Here is an 18,502-nt window from a genome sequence, read left to right as displayed (position 1 = left end):
CACACCTACCCTTGGACAAACCTAACTATACCATTAGATTACTAGCTTTTTTATTCCCTTTATTTTGTTTAGCGCAAACAGGAACTATAAAAGGCGTCATTTTAAACGAATTTAATCAGCCCATTGATGCTGTTAATATTAAAAGTGATGACAATGGAGTGCAAACCAACGACAACGGGTTTTTCGAAATTAAAATTCCTGCAAATAAAAATGTAAAAATTATATTTTCTCATGTTTCGCATAAAAATATCATTGCCACCTTCAATTTAAAAAATGGAGAAACATTAGAGTTTAATCCCGTTTTAAAAGAAAATGTAGAGCAAATAGAAACGGTCGTTATTAGTGGAAAAAGACGAAAGGATGTGGAAGGTATTGTAAATATTGATCCAGCCACCTTAAAAAAAATACCTGGTGCTCAAGCAGGTGTAGAAAATTTACTTAAAACATTACCAGGTGTTAGTAGTAATAATGAGCTAAGCACACAATACTCGGTTAGAGGTGGGAATTATGACGAAAACTTAATTTATGTAAACGGAATTGAAGTGTATAGACCTTTTTTAATAAGATCTGGACAACAAGAAGGCTTAAGTTTTGTTAACTCGGATTTAGTACAAAATGTAGATTTTTCAGCAGGTGGATTCCAAGCTAAATATGGAGACAAATTATCGTCTGTACTAGATATTACATATCGTAAACCAACAGACAACACAGTAGCAATTGACGCCAGTTTATTAGGTGCAAGTGTCGCTTTAGAAAACGTTAGCAAAGATTCAAAATTTACAAGTATCGTTGGATTACGTTACAGAGATAATAGCTTATTGGTAAATGCTAAAGAAACCGAAACTAATTTTAATCCAACCTTTGCAGACGTGCAAAGTTATTTAACTTACCAATTTACAGACAAGTTAGAAGTTAGCTTTTTAGGTAATGCATCACTTAATAAATACAATTATATTCCATTAACTAGACAAACTAACTTTGGGACCTTAGATAATCCTCAAGCCTTAATTGTGCAATATCAAGGTCAAGAAAAGGATAGATACCAAACGCTTTTTGGTGCTTTAAGTGCTAATTACGATGTAAATGACGATTTATCTGTAGCCTTAGTAACCTCTACTTATCATACTACTGAAGAAGAATATTTTGACATTTTAGCGCAATATGCTTTAGGAGAAGTTAATAGTAATATTGGTGACGAAAATTTAGGTGAAGTAGAATTTGCAGAAGGTATTGGTAGCCAATTAAATCATGGTCGTAACGATTTAGATGCATTAATTACTAATGTAGAAGCTAAAGGTACTTATACTAAAAATGAAAACGAGTTTAAATTTTCTGTCAAGTATACTAATGAAGATATTAGAGATCGGTTAGTAGAATGGGAAGTTATCGATTCGGCAGGATTTTCTATAAATCCACCAAGTTCGGACGCTTTTAATGACCAACCCTACACGCCATATGAAGGTCCATTAGAAGCTTACCAAAATGTTAAAGCCAGAAACAATACAACCATAAGTAGATTACAAGCTTATGTGCAATGGAGTAAAAGATCCACCATTGGAGAGCATGATGTTTGGTACAACGCTGGTGTTAGAAGTCATAGTTGGACTGTCAACGACCAAGGGACCAATCAAGACGTATCACAATCTGTTTTTAGTCCTCGTGCGCAATTTGCAATAAAACCAAACTGGGACAAAGACATGTTATTTAGACTAAGTGGTGGTTTATATTATCAGCCTCCTTTTTACAGAGAGTTACGCGATCAAAACGGAGTTGTACAATCTAACGTTAAAGCTCAAAAATCTGTACATTTAGTATTAGGTAACGATTACAGCTTTAAAATGTGGGACAGACCCTTTAAATTAACTAGTGAGGCGTATTATAAAAAACTTACAGACGTTAATCCATATACGTTAGAAAACGTGCGTATTAGATATCGTGCTACAAATAATGCTGAAGCCTATGCTTATGGATTAGATTTAAGATTAAATGGCGAGTTTGTTCCTGGTACCGAAAGTTGGTTTAGTTTTGGGTATCTAAAAACAGAAGAGAATATTAACGACAGAGGTTATATTGCTAGACCAACAGATCAGCGTCTTAAATTTGCTGCATTGTTTCAGGATTATGTACCTAATATACCAAGCATGAAAATGTATTTAAACTTAGTTTATAATACAGGATTACCAGGTGGATCGCCAAGTTATGCAGATCCTTATGTGTTTCAAAATAGATTACCAGACTACAAACGTGCAGATATCGGTTTTCAGTTTGTGTTAGTAGATAAAGACAAGCAATTTGATAGTGGTTGGAAAAAACCATTTAAAGATTTGTCATTTGGATTTGAAATTTTTAATGTCTTTAATGTTCAAAATTCCATCACTAATACTTGGGTAAGAGATGTGTATAGCAAACGTCAATACGCTATACCAAACTATTTAACACCACGTGTTTTTAATGTAAGAACCACGATGCGTTTTTAAAATGAAAAGTTGCTTCGTTTTAATCATTTTGCTTTGTAGCTCCTTTTGTATTTCTCAAAACAAATTAGCACAACAAACAATTGACCAATTAAACGAACAATTAAAAATTTATGAAACCCTTTCGCCTCATGGAGATTTGTATTCATTTAAAGATTTAAGACTATCCAAAACTGATATTAAGTCATTTGAAAATACAGATGATGTTATAAACGATTCCTTGCAAGCTTATGCTGCTATTGAAACCATTCAGCATAAAATATTAACCTTAATTAATGTTATTTTTATTTTGAAATCTACTGAAGATTTTGATTTAACAAACAAATTGTACAATGAGATTAGTTATATAAATAGTGACGATAATAAGCTGCATAATTTAGTATTATATGCCAAATCTGGAGGCTCTTATCAATCCAGAATATCTGTTATTTATTATAAACAAAACACCGAATACCAAAAAGTTTACGATACTTATACAGATGAAGGTGATAGTACTCTATTTAAACCTGATGGCTATGATAACATACAGACACTAACCACCAACACTAAGGTAAAATATTTGTTACAAGGAAGTGTCAAAACATGTGGTATGTGTTTTTATAATTACATAACACTTTTGCATCTTGAAAACGATGTATTTACAGTAGATTTTGAATACACAACAGATTCTAGATCGTACGATACTATACTAGATTATAACAATAACAATCAAACCATAACAGTAAATTATCAAACGGATGATTTAAGTGGTCCTGATTGTTTTTGCGAACAAAATAAAGAGGAAAACATTGAAGTTTTGGATGAGAATCTTAACTTAGAAAAAGAATGTAAATGCCTATTTAAATTTAATGGTGATACTTTTGTTTTAAAAGAACAGAGTGAAACCGTTTTAAAAAGAAATTAAAAATAGATACCATGAAAACCGTACTACTACTTTTATCAATACTAGTCTCTAGTTACAGTTTAGCTCAGGATAAAAACACACATTACTATACATTTAATTTAAAAAAAGAAATAACTAAAGACGAATTTGAAAAAATATATTCTAACTATGACACATATCAGAATGTTGTTGAAATAAGAAAAAATGATAGTACTATTATTAAAATGTTTCATCCAAGAAAACAATTTGATGTATTAGATCCCATAGTTTTAGATTCCTTAAAAGGGTATTTAAACTATCTAACTAATAAAAAAAACGTCTTTAAAGATTATATTGTTATTAACTACTTTTCTGGAAACGAACCTTATGAAGCGTTTAATTCTGACACTAAAAGTTATGTTGTCGATAAAGGTTATGTCAAAAAAATTAATAAACTTTTAAATTGTAATCAGTTTTCTATTTATAAAGAAAAAAAAGATATTAAATATTTTGAGGATAAAAAACTCTGGATAAAAGATGATTTAGGTGTTATTAAAAACTTGTTTTTTTATTACCAAATTCCCTACGGAAGTTTTGTGATTATCAAATCGGATGGAACTTTTATATCGTTACATGGAGAGCATAATAAAGATATGGTTTATGAAATCGCTGAAGAAATAAAAAAAGACATTAAAAAAGTAGAACATTACACTTATGACTTTAAACAGAAAATAGAACCTTCTGAATTTGACAGCCTTTTAAATTACAACAATAATAGTACTAGAAATTTTGAATTGAATTTTGAAAGCGATAGCATTTTTTATAAGATGATACATCCTGCAAGACGTTATGGTGTATTAAAAAAACACCAAATAGACTCGGTTAAAAACTATATTAACAAAATCTCAAAAACCCAAAATACCTTTAAAGATTATATTGTTATAAATTACAACTCTGGTGATGCTCCAAATAAAGATTTAAATAGCGAAAGTAGAGCTTATATATATAACCCTGATTATCAAAAACAACTTAATACAATTATCGATTGCAATCAATTTTGGGTCTTTAAAGATGATAAAAACATAAAATACCGCAATAAAAAAAATATAAATTGGATTAAAGACGAAGCATCTGTTTTTAAAAATCTGTTTTTTAAATACCAAATTCCTTATGGTAGTTTTGTCATCATTAAATCTGACGGTAGATATATAGTTAACTATGGTGAATACAGTCCAAATATGGTTTATGATATAGCTAAAGAAGTTTCTGGTCAAAGCAATAATCAAGAAACAAGCTCTACTAATCTATCCAAAATTGAAGCGTTTAAAGCTAATCAAAACTTTACGATTACTAAACCTCATGATTGGTTCGAGGTGTTTCATCATGGTTATGTTGGTTATACACCAATACAACCAAATGACAATCATTTTAAAACCATTGTGTCTGTTTTTCAACATAACTTAAATACAAAAGCTTTACCATTTAACACGTTTGTTGATAATCAAATTAAACAATATAAAGATGTGGTATCAATTTATAATGCGTCATTAAAAGAAGTAAACAATCACTTAGGAACGGTATATATCCATGAATTTGAAACTGAAACACACCAAGTCATTGTTATGTATTTTCAAAATAATGGACACTATTATCAATATAAATATTCTGCATTAGATAAAAGCTTTAAAAAATATCTAAATAGTGCGTTGCTAATATTAGATAGTATTAGTTTTAAATAACAAATTACAGTCTAGCCTTAAAAAGTTACAATTGAGTAAGTACTATTATTCTACAAATAGTATTGGTAGTACATTTGAGATATACAAAACCAAAAACCATGTCTTACACTACCTTAATGTACCTTCATCTAGCAACTATACTTCCTGCTTTTGTTTTAGGAACAGTTAGTTTTATTTTTAAAAAAGGAACTAACACTCATAAAATAATAGGCAGAATCTACATGCTACTAATGCTATTTACAGCTATTATAACTTTGTTTATGCCTGCTTTTGTTGGTTCAAGGTTTTTAAACCATTTTGGATGGATACACCTGTTTAGTTTTTTAACAATTTACACTGTCCCAACAGCTTATATAGCCATTAAAAAAGGAAATGTTAAACGTCATAAATTTAAAATGATAGGACTATATGTTGGTGCAATACTTATTGCTGGAACGTTTACGTTTATGCCTGGTCGCTATATGCATAGCTTATTATTTGGGTAAAAACATAAGCTCTAAAAAGAAAAAGGAATAGGAGTATTATCCAATTTAAACTAATAAATAAAAGGTAATGTCAATTAAATAGCTTCTACCCTATTTTTGATAAAATCTAAACTTGTTTTATTAAACAGTAAAGGTTGCTCCACATTTACCACATGACCACATTTTTCCACAACATACAAAATAGATGTCGAGTGTTTATTTACAATATTTTTTATTGAAGGTAAAAACAAATGATCCTCTGCTCCCATAACATAAAGCGTCGGTATTTTAATATCCTTTGCTCTAAAAAAACGTAATAATGGATTTAACTCAGAGGTTAATTTAAACCACCTGACAAATTCCTTTTGATATAGTTTTTTTGCTTCATTAACAAAAAGTAATCTTGACTTTTTGTGATTTTTTCTTGGCATAATTATAAAAGCAAACAGTCTGTATAAATACATGTATGGTACCACGCTTTTAAATATCACGCCTACTTTAATAAGTATTTGAGATCTAAAATCAAGTTTCATTATGGCACCACCCATAATCATACTTTTAACTCTAGAAGGATGCTTTTCGGCTATGTTTCTAATCAATATTGTACCTAAAGATATTCCAACAAAATGCGAGCTTTCAATTTTTAAAAAATCTATAACTTCAACAATATCATTAGTAATAGAATCAAAAGTATATTTAGTATTAAATGCATCTTTTAACTTAGGTTTACTATTACCATGACCTCGTAAATCCAGAATAAGCACATTAAATTCGGCTTTAAAATCTCGTATTTGCTTATACCATATAGAGCTGCTTCCTCCTGCTCCATGAACAAAAGTGACCCATTCATTAGAATGAGAATGTAAATATGTTGAGTAGTTTAGCAATTATTTTTTTGAATTGTAAAAGTACAATATAAAAATTCTTAAATAAATTCTTTTAACACCTCAATAACATAATCTATTTCTTCCTTTGTATTGTATTTACTAAAAGAGAATCTTATTGAAGGTTTTTGCATGTCCTCATCACATAAAATCTGTGATAATACATGACTACCTTTAGCGCTTCCACTTTGACAGGCACTACCTTTAGAACAGGCAATACCTTTTAAATCTAGTTGAAACAATAATATTGGTCCTTTTTCTGGTGCTATTGGTAAACAAACGTTTAAAACAGTATAAGTGCTTTTATCAAAATCTGCACTGCTTCCGTTAAATGACACTCCAGAAAAGTTTAAAACTAACTTTTCAATAAAGTATTTTTTTAGGTCAGTAATATAGGCTCTTTCTACTTCTAAATTCTCATAGGACAATTTTAAAGCTTCTTCTAAACCAACAATATTGTGTACCGCTTCTGTGCCTGCACGATAACCACGTTCCTGCTCTCCTCCAAAAATTAAAGGTTTTAATCCTGAGTTTTTTCTTATAAAAGCAAAACCAACACCTTTTGGTCCATGAAACTTATGTCCACTAACTGCCATAAAATCTATTGCTAACTCTTGTAAATCTAACTTGTAATGACCAACAGATTGTACAGTGTCACTATGGAACATGGCATTATTAGCTTTACATAATTTACTAACTTTATCCATATCTAGTATATTACCAACCTCGTTATTGACGTGCATAAGACTGACTAAAGTCTTTTGGGATGATTGTAATAAACTTTCTAGATGCTTATAATCCACATGACCATGATTATCTAAATCTACATAATCTACGCTAATACCATATTCTTTTTCCAATTGTTGTACTGTATACAACACTGCGTGATGCTCAATCCTAGAAGTAACAATTTTTTTAACACCTAAATCTCTAACAGCACTTAATAAGGCTAAATTATCTGCTTCTGTACCTCCTGATGTAAAAACAATCTCTGATGCAGACACATTTAAATATTTAGCAACCGTCTTTCTAGCTTGCTCAATCATTGCTTTGGCAGAACGTCCAAAACTATGTGTCGAGGAAGCATTACCATAACATTGTTGCATGACTTGCGTCATTTTTTCTATTATTTCTGGTCTTAACTGCGTTGTGGCAGCACTATCAAAATATACTGGTTTCATTGAGAATTTTGCTATTAATGGGCACAAAAATAGTTTAAATAAAATTAATTGCCTTAAGCAGCGTTATAAGTTTGACAATTCTATTATTTTTGTCTTTCAAAATTAAATTATAATGCGTAAAATTTCTGTTTTATTTACCTTGTTTTTAAGCTTTTTATCATGTGATGATGGAGATATTATAACTACTGAGTTAGAATTTGGAGACACCTTTCAAACTTGTGGTGATTTAGTACTTTACAAAGTAAAAACGGATCCTAACGAAACCTTATCCATACAACTTACAGAACCTGGTTTTACAATTGTGGATTTAATTGAAACCGAAGCCGATCCAGACAATGCTTTGTTACTTAGTTTAGTAGCTGAACAAACTACTGATTTTAGTATCGCTAATTTGTTTAAATTTAGAAGTTATACCAGTAATCCTTCTAACTTTTTTTGTAACGACGTGCCTCCAAGTGGGATACAAATAACTGAAGAGTTTACAGCAAGTAGTGGTAGTGCCTATTTTACAATGGAATTATTGGAGGATGATAATGATGGTATTCCTGCAGCATTAGAAGATTTAAATGGTAACGGAAACCTTTATGATGACGATACAGATGAAGATGGTTTACCTAACTTTTTAGATGCAGACGATGATGGAGACAACGTCTTGACAATTAGTGAAGGGGTTAATTATGTTGAAGGTATGACGTTAGCCGAATTAAATTTAAGTGCTACAAATACTGATTTAGATTTACCTAATGGAGATAATATCCCTAACTATTTAGATAGTGATGATGATGGTGATGGTGTACCAACTAGAAACGAAGAAATTAATTCTTTTGATAATAATCCAACTAATGATGTTTCAGGTAGTAGCACAGTTGCAGATTATTTAAATCCAGATTACACCAACGATAATGCACCAACATCATTTAGAAGTCACACTATCACACAAACATTTACTATAACTTTATTTTTAGAAGGTGTTGAGTTTCCTACAATATTATATGAAGAAACTGTTTTTGGAACTTTAGAGGACTCATTTTTATCAACTACTAGAACCTTAACACCACCATTTATTTAATTTGTATTTGGGTTTTGTAAGATATATACTTCTGTTGCACCTAAACCATACTTTTTATAATCGGCTTCATAGTACTTTACGTTATCGTATCTGCTAAATAGGGTTTCTAATTCCATTTTTAAGACACCTTCTCCAACGCCATGAATAAAAACAATTTTTTGGATGCGTTTTCTTATCGCAAATTCTAATTGTTGTCTTGCAGTATCTAACTGTATTGACAGTTTGTCGTAGCTTGTCATGCCTCTTTCATTATCCACTAAATGGTGCAAATGCAAATCTACTTCCATGGTAGGTTGATAACGCTCTTTAGCTTTAACTCTTGTGGTAGAATGACGCTTTTTCTCAGTTTTTTCAGATAAAACTTCGTTAATGGAAGCCGAGTCAAAAATATTATCTCTCAACGTAGAAGATTTAATTTTCACTAGCTCTGAAGCATTAAAATCCAAATCAAAACCTTCATTGGTTTCAATAGTAATAACATCTCCTTCTATTAAGGTTACAATTCCAGATAAAACATCATCCAAAACATCTACTGTATCTCCTATTTTAAATTTCATTATTTTTCGTCACTTGATTCCGTTTCAACAAACGATTCTTTTTCCCTTTTACTAGGTATGGTAGCCTGAACTTTAAAAAGACCAAACATCAAAACAATAATTCCAATAATTAATATCAGAATATTTTGTTCCTCATTGGCATTAGCATATATCGCTACTACAGCACCAATTACAATTAAAAAGTAATATATTTTAGGCGATTTAAACATAGTTTAGTATTCAAGTTATATGTCGCAAATTTAAACTTTTATTTATTTCTTGATAAAAAAACACAGTCTAAATACTAACTGATTTATTAAAAAAGACAGAAAAAAACTACACCTTTAAAAACCTGATAATGAACAAATAACAATGTTAAATTAAACTATATTGTAACAATAGTTTAACTTAAATCTTTAGCTTTGTCAAAAAATAGAATATGAAACCTACTTTCTACCTATTAATACTAACTTTATTCGGCCAACAATCCTTTGCGCAGCTTACGGTTAGAAACGATTCGTACATTTTTGGAAATGACGTAGTAATTTACGTCGAGGATGATATTAATTTAAAAGAAGTAAACTCCAACCTATATTTACGTAATGAAGCACAAATAATACAAGGTGCTGGTAATACTGGTAATTCTGGCTTAGGTAGACTTAGTGTTTATCAAGAAGGTACTGTAAATAATTACGCTTATAATTATTGGTCCTCTCCTGTCGGAAATGTTGCTACAAATAGCACTGGAAACGCTCCTTTTATACCCAATCAAAACATTTTTGATATTGTAGATTTAACCAACAGTAATTTAGCAGGTTACAGTACGTCTGGTTATAATGGTACAAGTAGTCCTTTAAATATAGAAAGTTATTGGCTTTGGAAATATAATCCAGGAGCTGCCTATAGCGATTGGGATTTTGTAGGTCAATCAGGAACAGTAAATGCTGGATATGGTTTTTCCATGAAAGGAACCATAGGCTCAACTGCTGCTGCTGGTCAGCAATATGATTTTAGAGGTAAACCTAACGAAGGAGAAATTAATACAGCTGTTGTTTTAGGACAAGAAACCTTAATAGGTAACCCTTATCCTTCAGCTCTAGATGCTCGTGCTTTTATACATGACGCTAATAATACGCCTTTATTAGACTCTGGTACACTTTATTTTTGGGAACAAGACCAAGCGATAAGCTCTCATATTTTAGAGGCTTACAGAGGTGGATATGGGTCATTTACCATTACCGCTTCCGGAACTGTTGGATCTTATGTACCTCCAACCTTTAACGCTTACAATTCTGACGGAACATTAAATACTACAGGTACTTCGTCAACATCAGGAAAACAAGTCAGACGCTATATACCAATTGGACAAGGCTTTATGGTAAAAGGTGCAGCTACTGGCTCACTTTTAACCTCTGATAGTCATCGTGTTTTTTACAGAGAATCTGCAACCAACAGTGAGTTTTATAGAACCTCAGTCCAAAATCAAACAAATAATGAAGACCAAGTATACGAAATCCAGTACGATAGTAATGGATTACAAATACTACCTTCAGATTATAAAAGATTTAGATTAAATATTGATTTTAACAATCTTTATACTAGACAGTTACTACATAACTTTCATGAAACAGCAACACCTAATTTTGATTATGGTTTGGAAAGTAAGGTGTTTTCTGCGTTAAATACTGATGCTAATTGGATACAAAATGAAGAGGCTTACAATACTAAAGCAGATAACTTTGAAGTTGAATTGACTATACCTATAGGTCTTAAACTAGATAATCAACAATTAATTAGGTTTAGAATATTTGATATTCAAAATTTTGAAAGTTCACAACCTATTTTTTTACGTGATAAAGTACAAAACCTTTACGTTAACCTAAAAGTGCAAGACTTTGAAGTAAACTTACCACAAGGAAACTATAATGAACGTTTTGAGATTGTTTTTCAAGAAGCACAAACATTATCTAACCAAACATTTGATGAAGCTTCGTTTGTAATTCTTCAAGAAAATAATTTAAACCAACTAATTATTAAAAACCCTAATGCTATTGCATTAAAATCGGTTAAACTTTTTGATATTACTGGAAAGCAGATTTTTGACAAATCAGATATGGAAACCAAAACAAGAGTTACTTTTTCTACCAAAAACTTAAGTGATGGTGTTTATGTTACTAAAATAGAAACTAAAGATGGAAGTACTATTAGTAAAAAAGTAATCATCTCTAATAAATAGATTAAAATATTATACTAAACAAAAAAGACTGTCAATGACAGTCTTTTTTTTATTTCAAAAAGTATTAAAATTACTTTTCAAATTGTTTTAAAGTACTTGTAATAATACTAACACAATCTAATAATTGCGCTTTAGTCATTACTAAAGGTGGAGCAAATCTAATAATGTTTCCGTGTGTTGGTTTAGCTAATAAACCATTATCACGTAAAGCAATACAAATGTTCCATGCAGTGTCACTATCTTCTGTATCGTTAATTAAAATAGCATTAAGCAACCCTTTACCTCTAACCGAGTTTACAATATTTGAGGTCTCGATAAATTTAGATAATTCAGCTCTAAATAATTCTCCTAAATCAAAAGCGTTTTGTGCTAGTTTTTCGTCTTTAATAACCTCTAAAGCTGCAGTACCAATTGCTGCTGCAACAGGATTACCTCCAAATGTACTACCATGGTTACCAGGTTTGATAACATTCATTACATTATCATTTGCTAATACAGCACTTACAGGATATGCACCACCAGATAACGCTTTTCCTAAAATTAAAATATCTGCTTTTACTTCTGGTGTTCCAGAACAATGTTTGTCTGCACAAGTACAATTACCACAAGTTGCTAATAAACGTCCTGTTCTAGCAATACCTGTTTGCACTTCATCTGCTATAAATAAAACGTTATGTTTTTCACATAATGCTTTTGCTTTTGCTAAATACCCTTCACTTGGTACATAAACTCCAGCTTCACCTTGGATTGGCTCAACCAAGAAACCTGCAACATTTTTGTTACTTGTTAATACATCTTCTAAAGCTTGAAGATTATCGTATTCAATTTTAATAAATCCATTAGTATAAGGTCCAAAGTTTTTACGTGCTACAGGATCATTAGAAAATGATATAATTGTAGTCGTACGACCATGAAAGTTGTTTTCGCAAACAACAATTTCAGCTTCATTTTCGTCAATTCCTTTAACTTCATAAGCCCATTTTCTACATAGTTTTAAAGCAGTCTCAACTGCTTCGGCACCTGTATTCATTGGTAATAACTTATCGTAATTAAAGGTTTCGGTTGCAAATTTTTCAAATTTACCTAACATGTCGTTATAAAAAGCACGTGATGTTAACGTCAATGTTTGTGCTTGTTTAACCATTGCTCCTACTATTTTTGGATGACAATGTCCTTGATTAACTGCAGAGTATGCAGATAAAAAATCATAATATTTTTTTCCTTCTACGTCCCAAACATATACACCTTCACCTTTGCTTAATACAACTGGTAATGGATGGTAATTGTGTGCTCCGTATTTGTTTTCTAAGTCCATCGCTTCTTGCGACGTTAATTGGTTTAAAACAGCCATTTTTTTTAATATTTAAAAAGTTATAAAGTAGCCATTCCTTCTGTACCTTTATCCTTTCGAAAGCTCGAAAATTCAGCGTGGGAGAGAAATCATCCCTAAGAAGTTGCAAATTAATAAATATAACTTGCTAATTAAAATTATTGTGTGTAGTTTTTTACTAATAAAAAAGAAAGTACTTTTGCCACATGGCTAGAAAAAATACAAGAAAACAAATATTTACCAATGTCGAGGTAATTGATGCAGCTGCAAAAGGTAAAACTGTAGCAAAAGCACCTGATGGACGCGTTATATTTTTACCTAATGCAGTACCAGGAGATATTGTCGATGTACAAACATTTAAAAAACGTAAGGCTTATTTTGAAGGTAAAGCTACCGTGTTTCATAAACTTAGTGATAAACGTACTACTCCAGAGTGTCAACATTTTGGTGTTTGTGGTGGTTGTAAGTGGCAAGACATGGGTTATGAGCATCAATTGTTTTACAAACAAAAAGAAGTTACCAATAACTTAACAAGGATAGGTCACTTAGATTTACCTGAAGTAACACCTATTTTAGGTTCTGCAGAACAATATTTTTACAGAAACAAAATGGAATTTTCTTTTAGTGATTCTAGATGGTTAACCTTAGAAGAGGTCCAATCTGATCAAGACTTAGGAGACAGAAATGCCTTAGGTTTTCATATTCCAGGAATGTGGGACAAAATTTTGGACATTAAAAAGTGTCATTTACAAGCCGATCCTTCTAATGCGATTAGAAATGCTGTTAAAGATTTTGCAATAAAAAATAATCTGGAGTTTTTTAATACTAGAAATCAAACTGGATTGCTTCGTACCATGATGATTCGTACATCATCAACTAAGGATATTATGGTTGTTATTCAGTTTTTTAAAGAAGATAAAGCTAAACGTGAACTATTATTAGATTATGTTGCTGAAACATTTCCAGAAATCACTTCGTTACAATATATCATTAACGAAAAAGCTAATGATACTATTTACGATCAAGATGTGATTTGTTATAAAGGTGAAGATCATATTTTTGAAGAAATGGAAGGTTTAACTTTTAAAATTAATGCTAAATCTTTTTACCAAACTAATTCTAATCAAGCATTTGAATTATATAAATTAACTCGTGAATTTGCCAATTTAAATGGAGACGAGCTAGTTTACGATTTATATACAGGTACAGGTACCATTGCACAATTTGTGTCTAAAAAAGCTAAAAAAGTAGTTGGTGTCGAGGCTGTTCCAGATGCTATTAGTGCTGCAAAAGAAAATGCTAAACGCAATAATATTACAAATTGTGAGTTTTTTGTAGGAGACATGAAAAATGTATTTAATGAACAATTTATTAAAACACATGGTCATCCAGACGTTATAATTACAGATCCTCCAAGAGATGGTATGCATAAAGACGTGGTACAACAAATATTAAATATTGCTCCTCAAAAAGTAGTATACGTAAGTTGTAATAGTGCAACACAAGCAAGAGATTTAGCTTTAATGAAAGAACACTATGTTATTACTAAAGTTCAAGCAGTAGATATGTTTCCGCAAACACACCATGTTGAAAATATTGTACTTTTAGAAAAGAAATAGCTTTTAAAGTTTATGAAAAAAATAAAATTAATACTACTTACATTATGTTGTATAAGTCTATTGACTTGCGAACGTGACGATTTGTGTCCAGAAACCACACCTACAACACCTAGCTTAGTTATTGGCTTTTTTAATAATGCTTTACCAGAAAACCCAAAAACTGTAAATGATTTATACGTTATTGGTTTAGATAACGACAATGTGTTACCAGGTTATAGTGTTGTTGATGTAGATGAATTAATTTTACCGCTACGTACAGACACAGATACTACTACATTTTTTTTAACAAATAATACGGTTTTAGATGAAGATGGTAATATTACCTCAGGTAACACAGATACAGTTACTATAACTTATGACCGTAAAGATATATATGTCTCTAGAGCTTGTGGTTACAAAACTATCTATGAAAACGTTGACGTAACAATAGATGGTGGAACAGACGGAAATTGGATAATACTTGCGCAACCAGAAAACGATAATTTAACAATTGAAGATGAAACAACAACACACTATTACTTTAACCATTAGTCTTTTATTGTGCTTATGTTTCTCGCTGCAAGCACAAGAAGAAGATCCTACTATTAAAAAAGATACAGTCAAGTTAAAATACGGTTTAAGAATAGGAACTGACGCTAGTAAATTAATTAGAACTGCTTTAGATGATGATTATTCTGGGTTTGAACTAAACGCGGATTACAGACTTACTAGAGATTGGTTTTTAGCTGGAGAAATTGGTACTGAAGAAAAAATCACATCTAATGATTATTTAAGCGTTACTGCTAAAGGTAGTTACTTTAAAGCAGGTGTTGATTATAATATGCATAACAACTGGGATGGTTTAGACAACATGATTTATACAGGGTTTAGACTTGGTGCAAGTACATTTAGTCAAACCAGAAATAATTACACCATATATAACACTGATCAATATTGGCAACCTCAATTTTCTAGTACAGAAACAGAAGAATACAGTGGACTGTCTGCCATATGGTTTGAATTGATTATTGGTATTAAAGCCGAAGTTTTAAACAACTTATATTTTGGAATAAATGCACAACTAAAAGGTATGATAACGCAAGATCAACCTGTTGGTTTTGAAAATTTATTTGTTCCAGGCTTTAATAAAACTTTTGATTCTGGTCGTATTGGTGTTGGATATGGCTACAGTGTATCCTATTTAATACCTTTATTTAAAAAGAATAAATCTAAAGCTGTTAAAAAGAAAGACGAGGAAAAGGAAATAGAATAATTAATTTTCTAGTGTTTTCAGTCTTAAATCATAATCTTCATTATCCCTGATTAATCTCGGTTTTCTAAAAAAACGGTCACTAAAAATACTTTTAGTACTATCCATTTGATTAAATCTTATTTTAGCCAAATCAGCGAAGCTATAGATAAAATCTTCCAAATTATAAGCACGCTTTGTAAAGTTATTATATTGCTTGGTTGGATTAAAATCTAATTTATATTCATCAGATAACCATGCTATAAATGGTACTTCGTACATTGGTCTAGTCGCTTGATATTCATTATGACCAATAAAATCTATAGTATCAAATAACTCATCTCCATGATCAGAAAAGTAAAGGACAAAACTATTTGTGTTTTGCTGCCTAACTTTATCAATAACTGAATTAACTATATTATCATTATATCTAATCGCATTATCGTATTCATTAATTAATTTAAATGCTTTGTCATGCTTAAATTTAGAATTTAAACTATTATCCTTAAAGTAATTATACGATTCAGGAAAACGACTAGAATAACGACCATGCGTACCAATTAGATGCAGGAATATTATTTTTTGCTTACTAGGCTTTTTTAATACTTTATCTAATATTGGTAAAAGCGCTTCATCATAAATAATGTCATCAGAATTATCCGTAGCGACAAAATATTTTTCCTTGGCTGCATTAGCGATAATTGACGAGATACGCTCATGCAAACCTACTGGTCTTTGATTAGAAATCCAATAGGTGTCATATCCTGCAGCATTTGCCAATTGCACAATAGACGTATTATTTTTTTTATTAGGAGCTTGCATATCAGAAAGTGTCAATATCTTATCCAAAGACATTACTGTGTGTACATGAGGAGAAATAACACTATCAAAAACAATTAGCTGTTCTCTAATTTTAGATAATTTAGGGTTGGTTGGTCGGTTATAACCATACAATTGCATATGCCAATTTGAAGTCGCCTCTCCAATAATTACAACATGTGTTTGTGCTGTTGTGTCAATTTTAGTCACATTAACATAGTTAGAAACAGGCTTAGCTAAATCTGTTTTTAAATCTTTACGTAAACTAATAAACTCAGAATAACTTGTAATACTGGTTACAACAATATTTTCAGCATCAAAACGCTTGTTTATAGCATAACTTGAAGCGACAACTGTACTAATAGCTAAAACACTTATATATCTAAATCGTCCAGAAATATTAGTTTTATTTAATAACAATTTAGCCAATATAGGTACTATTATTAAAAATAGAATGGCTAGACCAAATACAAATCCATCAAAGTAATTTGATAAAAAATCAGAACTTTCAGTCGTGTCTGTTTCAAAAATTACAAAAAGTGCCGAAGCACTAATTTTTACACCATAATTGTGATAAAAACTAAGCTTTACAAATACTAAAAATGACAGTAACGTTAAAAAAACTAGACTTAAAAATTGTCTCATTTTATTACTACTAAATATAACTGTAATACTAAAAACAATAAGCGTCAAAAACCCAAACCCAATAACTTCTTTTATATAAATAAGACTTTCTGGTATTACAAAAAAACCTAATAAAATCAGTCCAAAGTAAGGGATGCTAATAATACTTGCTAACTTAAATAGCGATGTGATATTTTTAGTTAATGCATTTACCATTAGTCTTTATCCATGTACTTTCCTTTTTTACTACCTGCGTAAATTTCGTATTTAACTAAACGCGAGTCTAGCATTGCATTCATTAAATGAATTTTTCTAGACGGTCGTAATCCAACATGTTTTAAGGCGTCTAAATTTGAAGTAATAAACCAAGCATTGGTATTAGGATAATTTTGTTTTAAAGTATCTCCAATGTTTTTATAAAAACTTTCCATTTCTATATCTAAACGCTCTCCATAAGGCGGATTAAATACCATATGCAGTTTAGCCTCTCCTCCCCTTTGGGTCTTAAAAAAGTCCTCGTGTTGTATGGTTATAAAATCTTCTAAATGTGCATTTGCAATGTTTTCTTTAGCTTTAGCTACTGCACTTGGAGACTTATCGTAACCAATTATTTTATGATGAAAATCTCTAGTTTTTTTAATTAACGATTCCTCTATTTTTTCAAATAAATCAACATCCCAATCGTTCCAACGCTCAAAAGCAAATTCTTTTCGCATTAAATTTGGTGGTATGTTACATGCAATCATTGCTGCTTCAGCTAAAATGGTACCACTACCACACATAGGATCTATTAAATCTGATTGTCCGTCCCAACCTGACAACATAATAATTCCTGCTGCTAAAACTTCGTTAATTGGTGCAATGTTAGTTGCTAATTTGTAACCACGTTTGTGTAGGGAATCTCCAGAAGAATCTAACGAGATATTACATTGTTCTCTATCTATATGAACATTAATTTTTACATCCGGAAATTTTAAATCCACACTTGGACGCTCTCCTGAATCATCTCTAAATCTATCTACAATAGCATCTTTAGTTTTTTGAGCAATATATAACGAGTGTGTAAAAACGGTCGAGTTTATTGTTGCATCTACTGCTAAAGTACCTGTAGGCTTTAAATAAGGCGTCCAGTCCATTTTGTAAACTTGATCGTATAAATCTTGCTCAGTTTTAATCCTAAAACTATGTATTGGTTTTAATATTTTAGTGGCTGTTCGTAAAGCTAAATTTGCTTTATACATAAACCCTTTGTCACCAGAAAAACTAACATTACGCACACCTATTTTAATGTTCTGTGCGCCAAGTTGTCTAAGCTCTTTTGATAGTAACTCTTCAAAGCCAAATAAAGTTTTGGCAACCATATTGAAATTTTCTTCCATTCTTTTCGTCTATTACCTTGCAAAAATACTCTATTTTTGTCGGAAATATAACCTTTAT

At 30.9% G+C, this 18,502-nt stretch carries 16 protein-coding genes; 9 read left to right on the top strand and 7 right to left on the bottom strand.

Annotated features, from left to right (window positions below):
- Positions 1-11: 11 nt before the first annotated feature.
- From JM82_RS04315 to JM82_RS04300, 4 genes are all read left to right on the top strand, one after another.
- Complete coding sequence (locus JM82_RS04315) at positions 12-2,477, top strand: carboxypeptidase-like regulatory domain-containing protein (RefSeq protein ID WP_145001513.1); 2,466 nt, start codon at positions 12-14, stop codon at positions 2,475-2,477.
- Position 2,478: 1 nt separating this feature from the next.
- Positions 2,479-3,378 (top strand): hypothetical protein, encoded by a 900-nt coding sequence (locus JM82_RS04310; protein WP_145001512.1) that lies wholly within the window; start codon positions 2,479-2,481, stop codon positions 3,376-3,378.
- An 11-nt stretch (positions 3,379-3,389) separates the two neighbouring features.
- Positions 3,390-5,075, top strand: a complete 1,686-nt coding sequence (locus JM82_RS04305; protein WP_145001511.1) for a hypothetical protein — start codon at positions 3,390-3,392, stop codon at positions 5,073-5,075.
- A 98-nt stretch (positions 5,076-5,173) separates the two neighbouring features.
- Positions 5,174-5,560: a DUF2306 domain-containing protein gene (locus JM82_RS04300; protein ID WP_145001510.1), complete on the top strand. Its 387-nt coding sequence runs from the start codon at positions 5,174-5,176 to the stop codon at positions 5,558-5,560.
- 74 nt (positions 5,561-5,634) lie between these two features.
- Here JM82_RS04300 and JM82_RS04295 read toward each other — a convergent pair whose 3' ends face one another.
- Positions 5,635-6,426, bottom strand: coding sequence for an alpha/beta fold hydrolase (locus tag JM82_RS04295; protein WP_145001509.1), 792 nt, complete (start codon positions 6,424-6,426; stop codon positions 5,635-5,637).
- Positions 6,427-6,464: 38 nt separating this feature from the next.
- The gene (locus tag JM82_RS04290; RefSeq protein ID WP_145001508.1) at positions 6,465-7,604 is read right to left on the bottom strand and encodes a cysteine desulfurase family protein; all 1,140 of its coding nucleotides are present in this window, start codon (positions 7,602-7,604) and stop codon (positions 6,465-6,467) included.
- 112 nt (positions 7,605-7,716) lie between these two features.
- Between JM82_RS04290 and JM82_RS04285 the strand changes: the two genes are divergently transcribed.
- The gene (locus JM82_RS04285) at positions 7,717-8,673 is read left to right on the top strand and encodes a hypothetical protein (protein WP_145001507.1); all 957 of its coding nucleotides are present in this window, start codon (positions 7,717-7,719) and stop codon (positions 8,671-8,673) included.
- Here JM82_RS04285 and JM82_RS04280 read toward each other — a convergent pair.
- Both JM82_RS04280 and JM82_RS04275 read right to left on the bottom strand, forming a co-directional pair.
- Positions 8,670-9,230, bottom strand: a complete 561-nt coding sequence (locus JM82_RS04280) for a Smr/MutS family protein (RefSeq protein ID WP_145001506.1) — start codon at positions 9,228-9,230, stop codon at positions 8,670-8,672. The two genes, JM82_RS04285 and JM82_RS04280, sit on opposite strands and share 4 nt — an antisense overlap.
- Complete coding sequence (locus JM82_RS04275; protein ID WP_145001505.1) at positions 9,230-9,439, bottom strand: hypothetical protein; 210 nt, start codon at positions 9,437-9,439, stop codon at positions 9,230-9,232. Before JM82_RS04275 ends, JM82_RS04280 begins: the two co-directional genes overlap by 1 nt.
- A gap of 209 nt (positions 9,440-9,648) precedes the next feature.
- Here JM82_RS04275 and JM82_RS04270 point away from each other — a divergent pair, with 209 nt between their 5' ends.
- Positions 9,649-11,445 carry a T9SS type A sorting domain-containing protein gene (locus tag JM82_RS04270; protein WP_145001504.1) on the top strand — a complete coding sequence of 599 codons (1,797 nt, stop codon included), beginning with the start codon at positions 9,649-9,651 and terminating at the stop codon, positions 11,443-11,445.
- 70 nt (positions 11,446-11,515) lie between these two features.
- Here JM82_RS04270 and rocD read toward each other — a convergent pair whose 3' ends face one another.
- Positions 11,516-12,796: an ornithine--oxo-acid transaminase gene (rocD, locus tag JM82_RS04265; protein WP_145001503.1), complete on the bottom strand. Its 1,281-nt coding sequence runs from the start codon at positions 12,794-12,796 to the stop codon at positions 11,516-11,518.
- 185 nt (positions 12,797-12,981) lie between these two features.
- Between rocD and rlmD the strand changes: the two genes are divergently transcribed.
- From rlmD to JM82_RS04250, 3 genes are read left to right on the top strand one after another with little or no spacing between them, the layout of a single operon-like run.
- A complete protein-coding gene (gene rlmD, locus JM82_RS04260; protein WP_145001502.1) occupies positions 12,982-14,394 on the top strand; it encodes a 23S rRNA (uracil(1939)-C(5))-methyltransferase RlmD in 1,413 nt (470 codons plus the stop codon).
- Positions 14,395-14,406: 12 nt separating this feature from the next.
- Positions 14,407-14,925, top strand: coding sequence for a DUF6452 family protein (locus JM82_RS04255; RefSeq protein ID WP_145001501.1), 519 nt, complete (start codon positions 14,407-14,409; stop codon positions 14,923-14,925).
- A complete protein-coding gene (locus tag JM82_RS04250; RefSeq protein ID WP_145001500.1) occupies positions 14,891-15,646 on the top strand; it encodes a DUF6048 family protein in 756 nt (251 codons plus the stop codon). Before JM82_RS04255 ends, JM82_RS04250 begins: the two co-directional genes overlap by 35 nt.
- On the opposite strand, the gene JM82_RS04245 is transcribed toward JM82_RS04250, so the two are convergent.
- Complete coding sequence (locus JM82_RS04245; RefSeq protein ID WP_145001499.1) at positions 15,647-17,281, bottom strand: sulfatase-like hydrolase/transferase; 1,635 nt, start codon at positions 17,279-17,281, stop codon at positions 15,647-15,649.
- Positions 17,281-18,444, bottom strand: coding sequence for a class I SAM-dependent RNA methyltransferase (locus JM82_RS04240; protein WP_145001498.1), 1,164 nt, complete (start codon positions 18,442-18,444; stop codon positions 17,281-17,283). The genes JM82_RS04245 and JM82_RS04240 overlap by 1 nt, the downstream gene beginning before the upstream one ends.
- Positions 18,445-18,502: the final 58 nt, after the last annotated feature.

It is taken from the genome of Olleya sp. Hel_I_94, from assembly GCF_007827365.1.
Taxonomy (GTDB): domain Bacteria; phylum Bacteroidota; class Bacteroidia; order Flavobacteriales; family Flavobacteriaceae; genus Olleya.
This window is presented reverse-complemented; position numbering and strand designations above follow the sequence as displayed.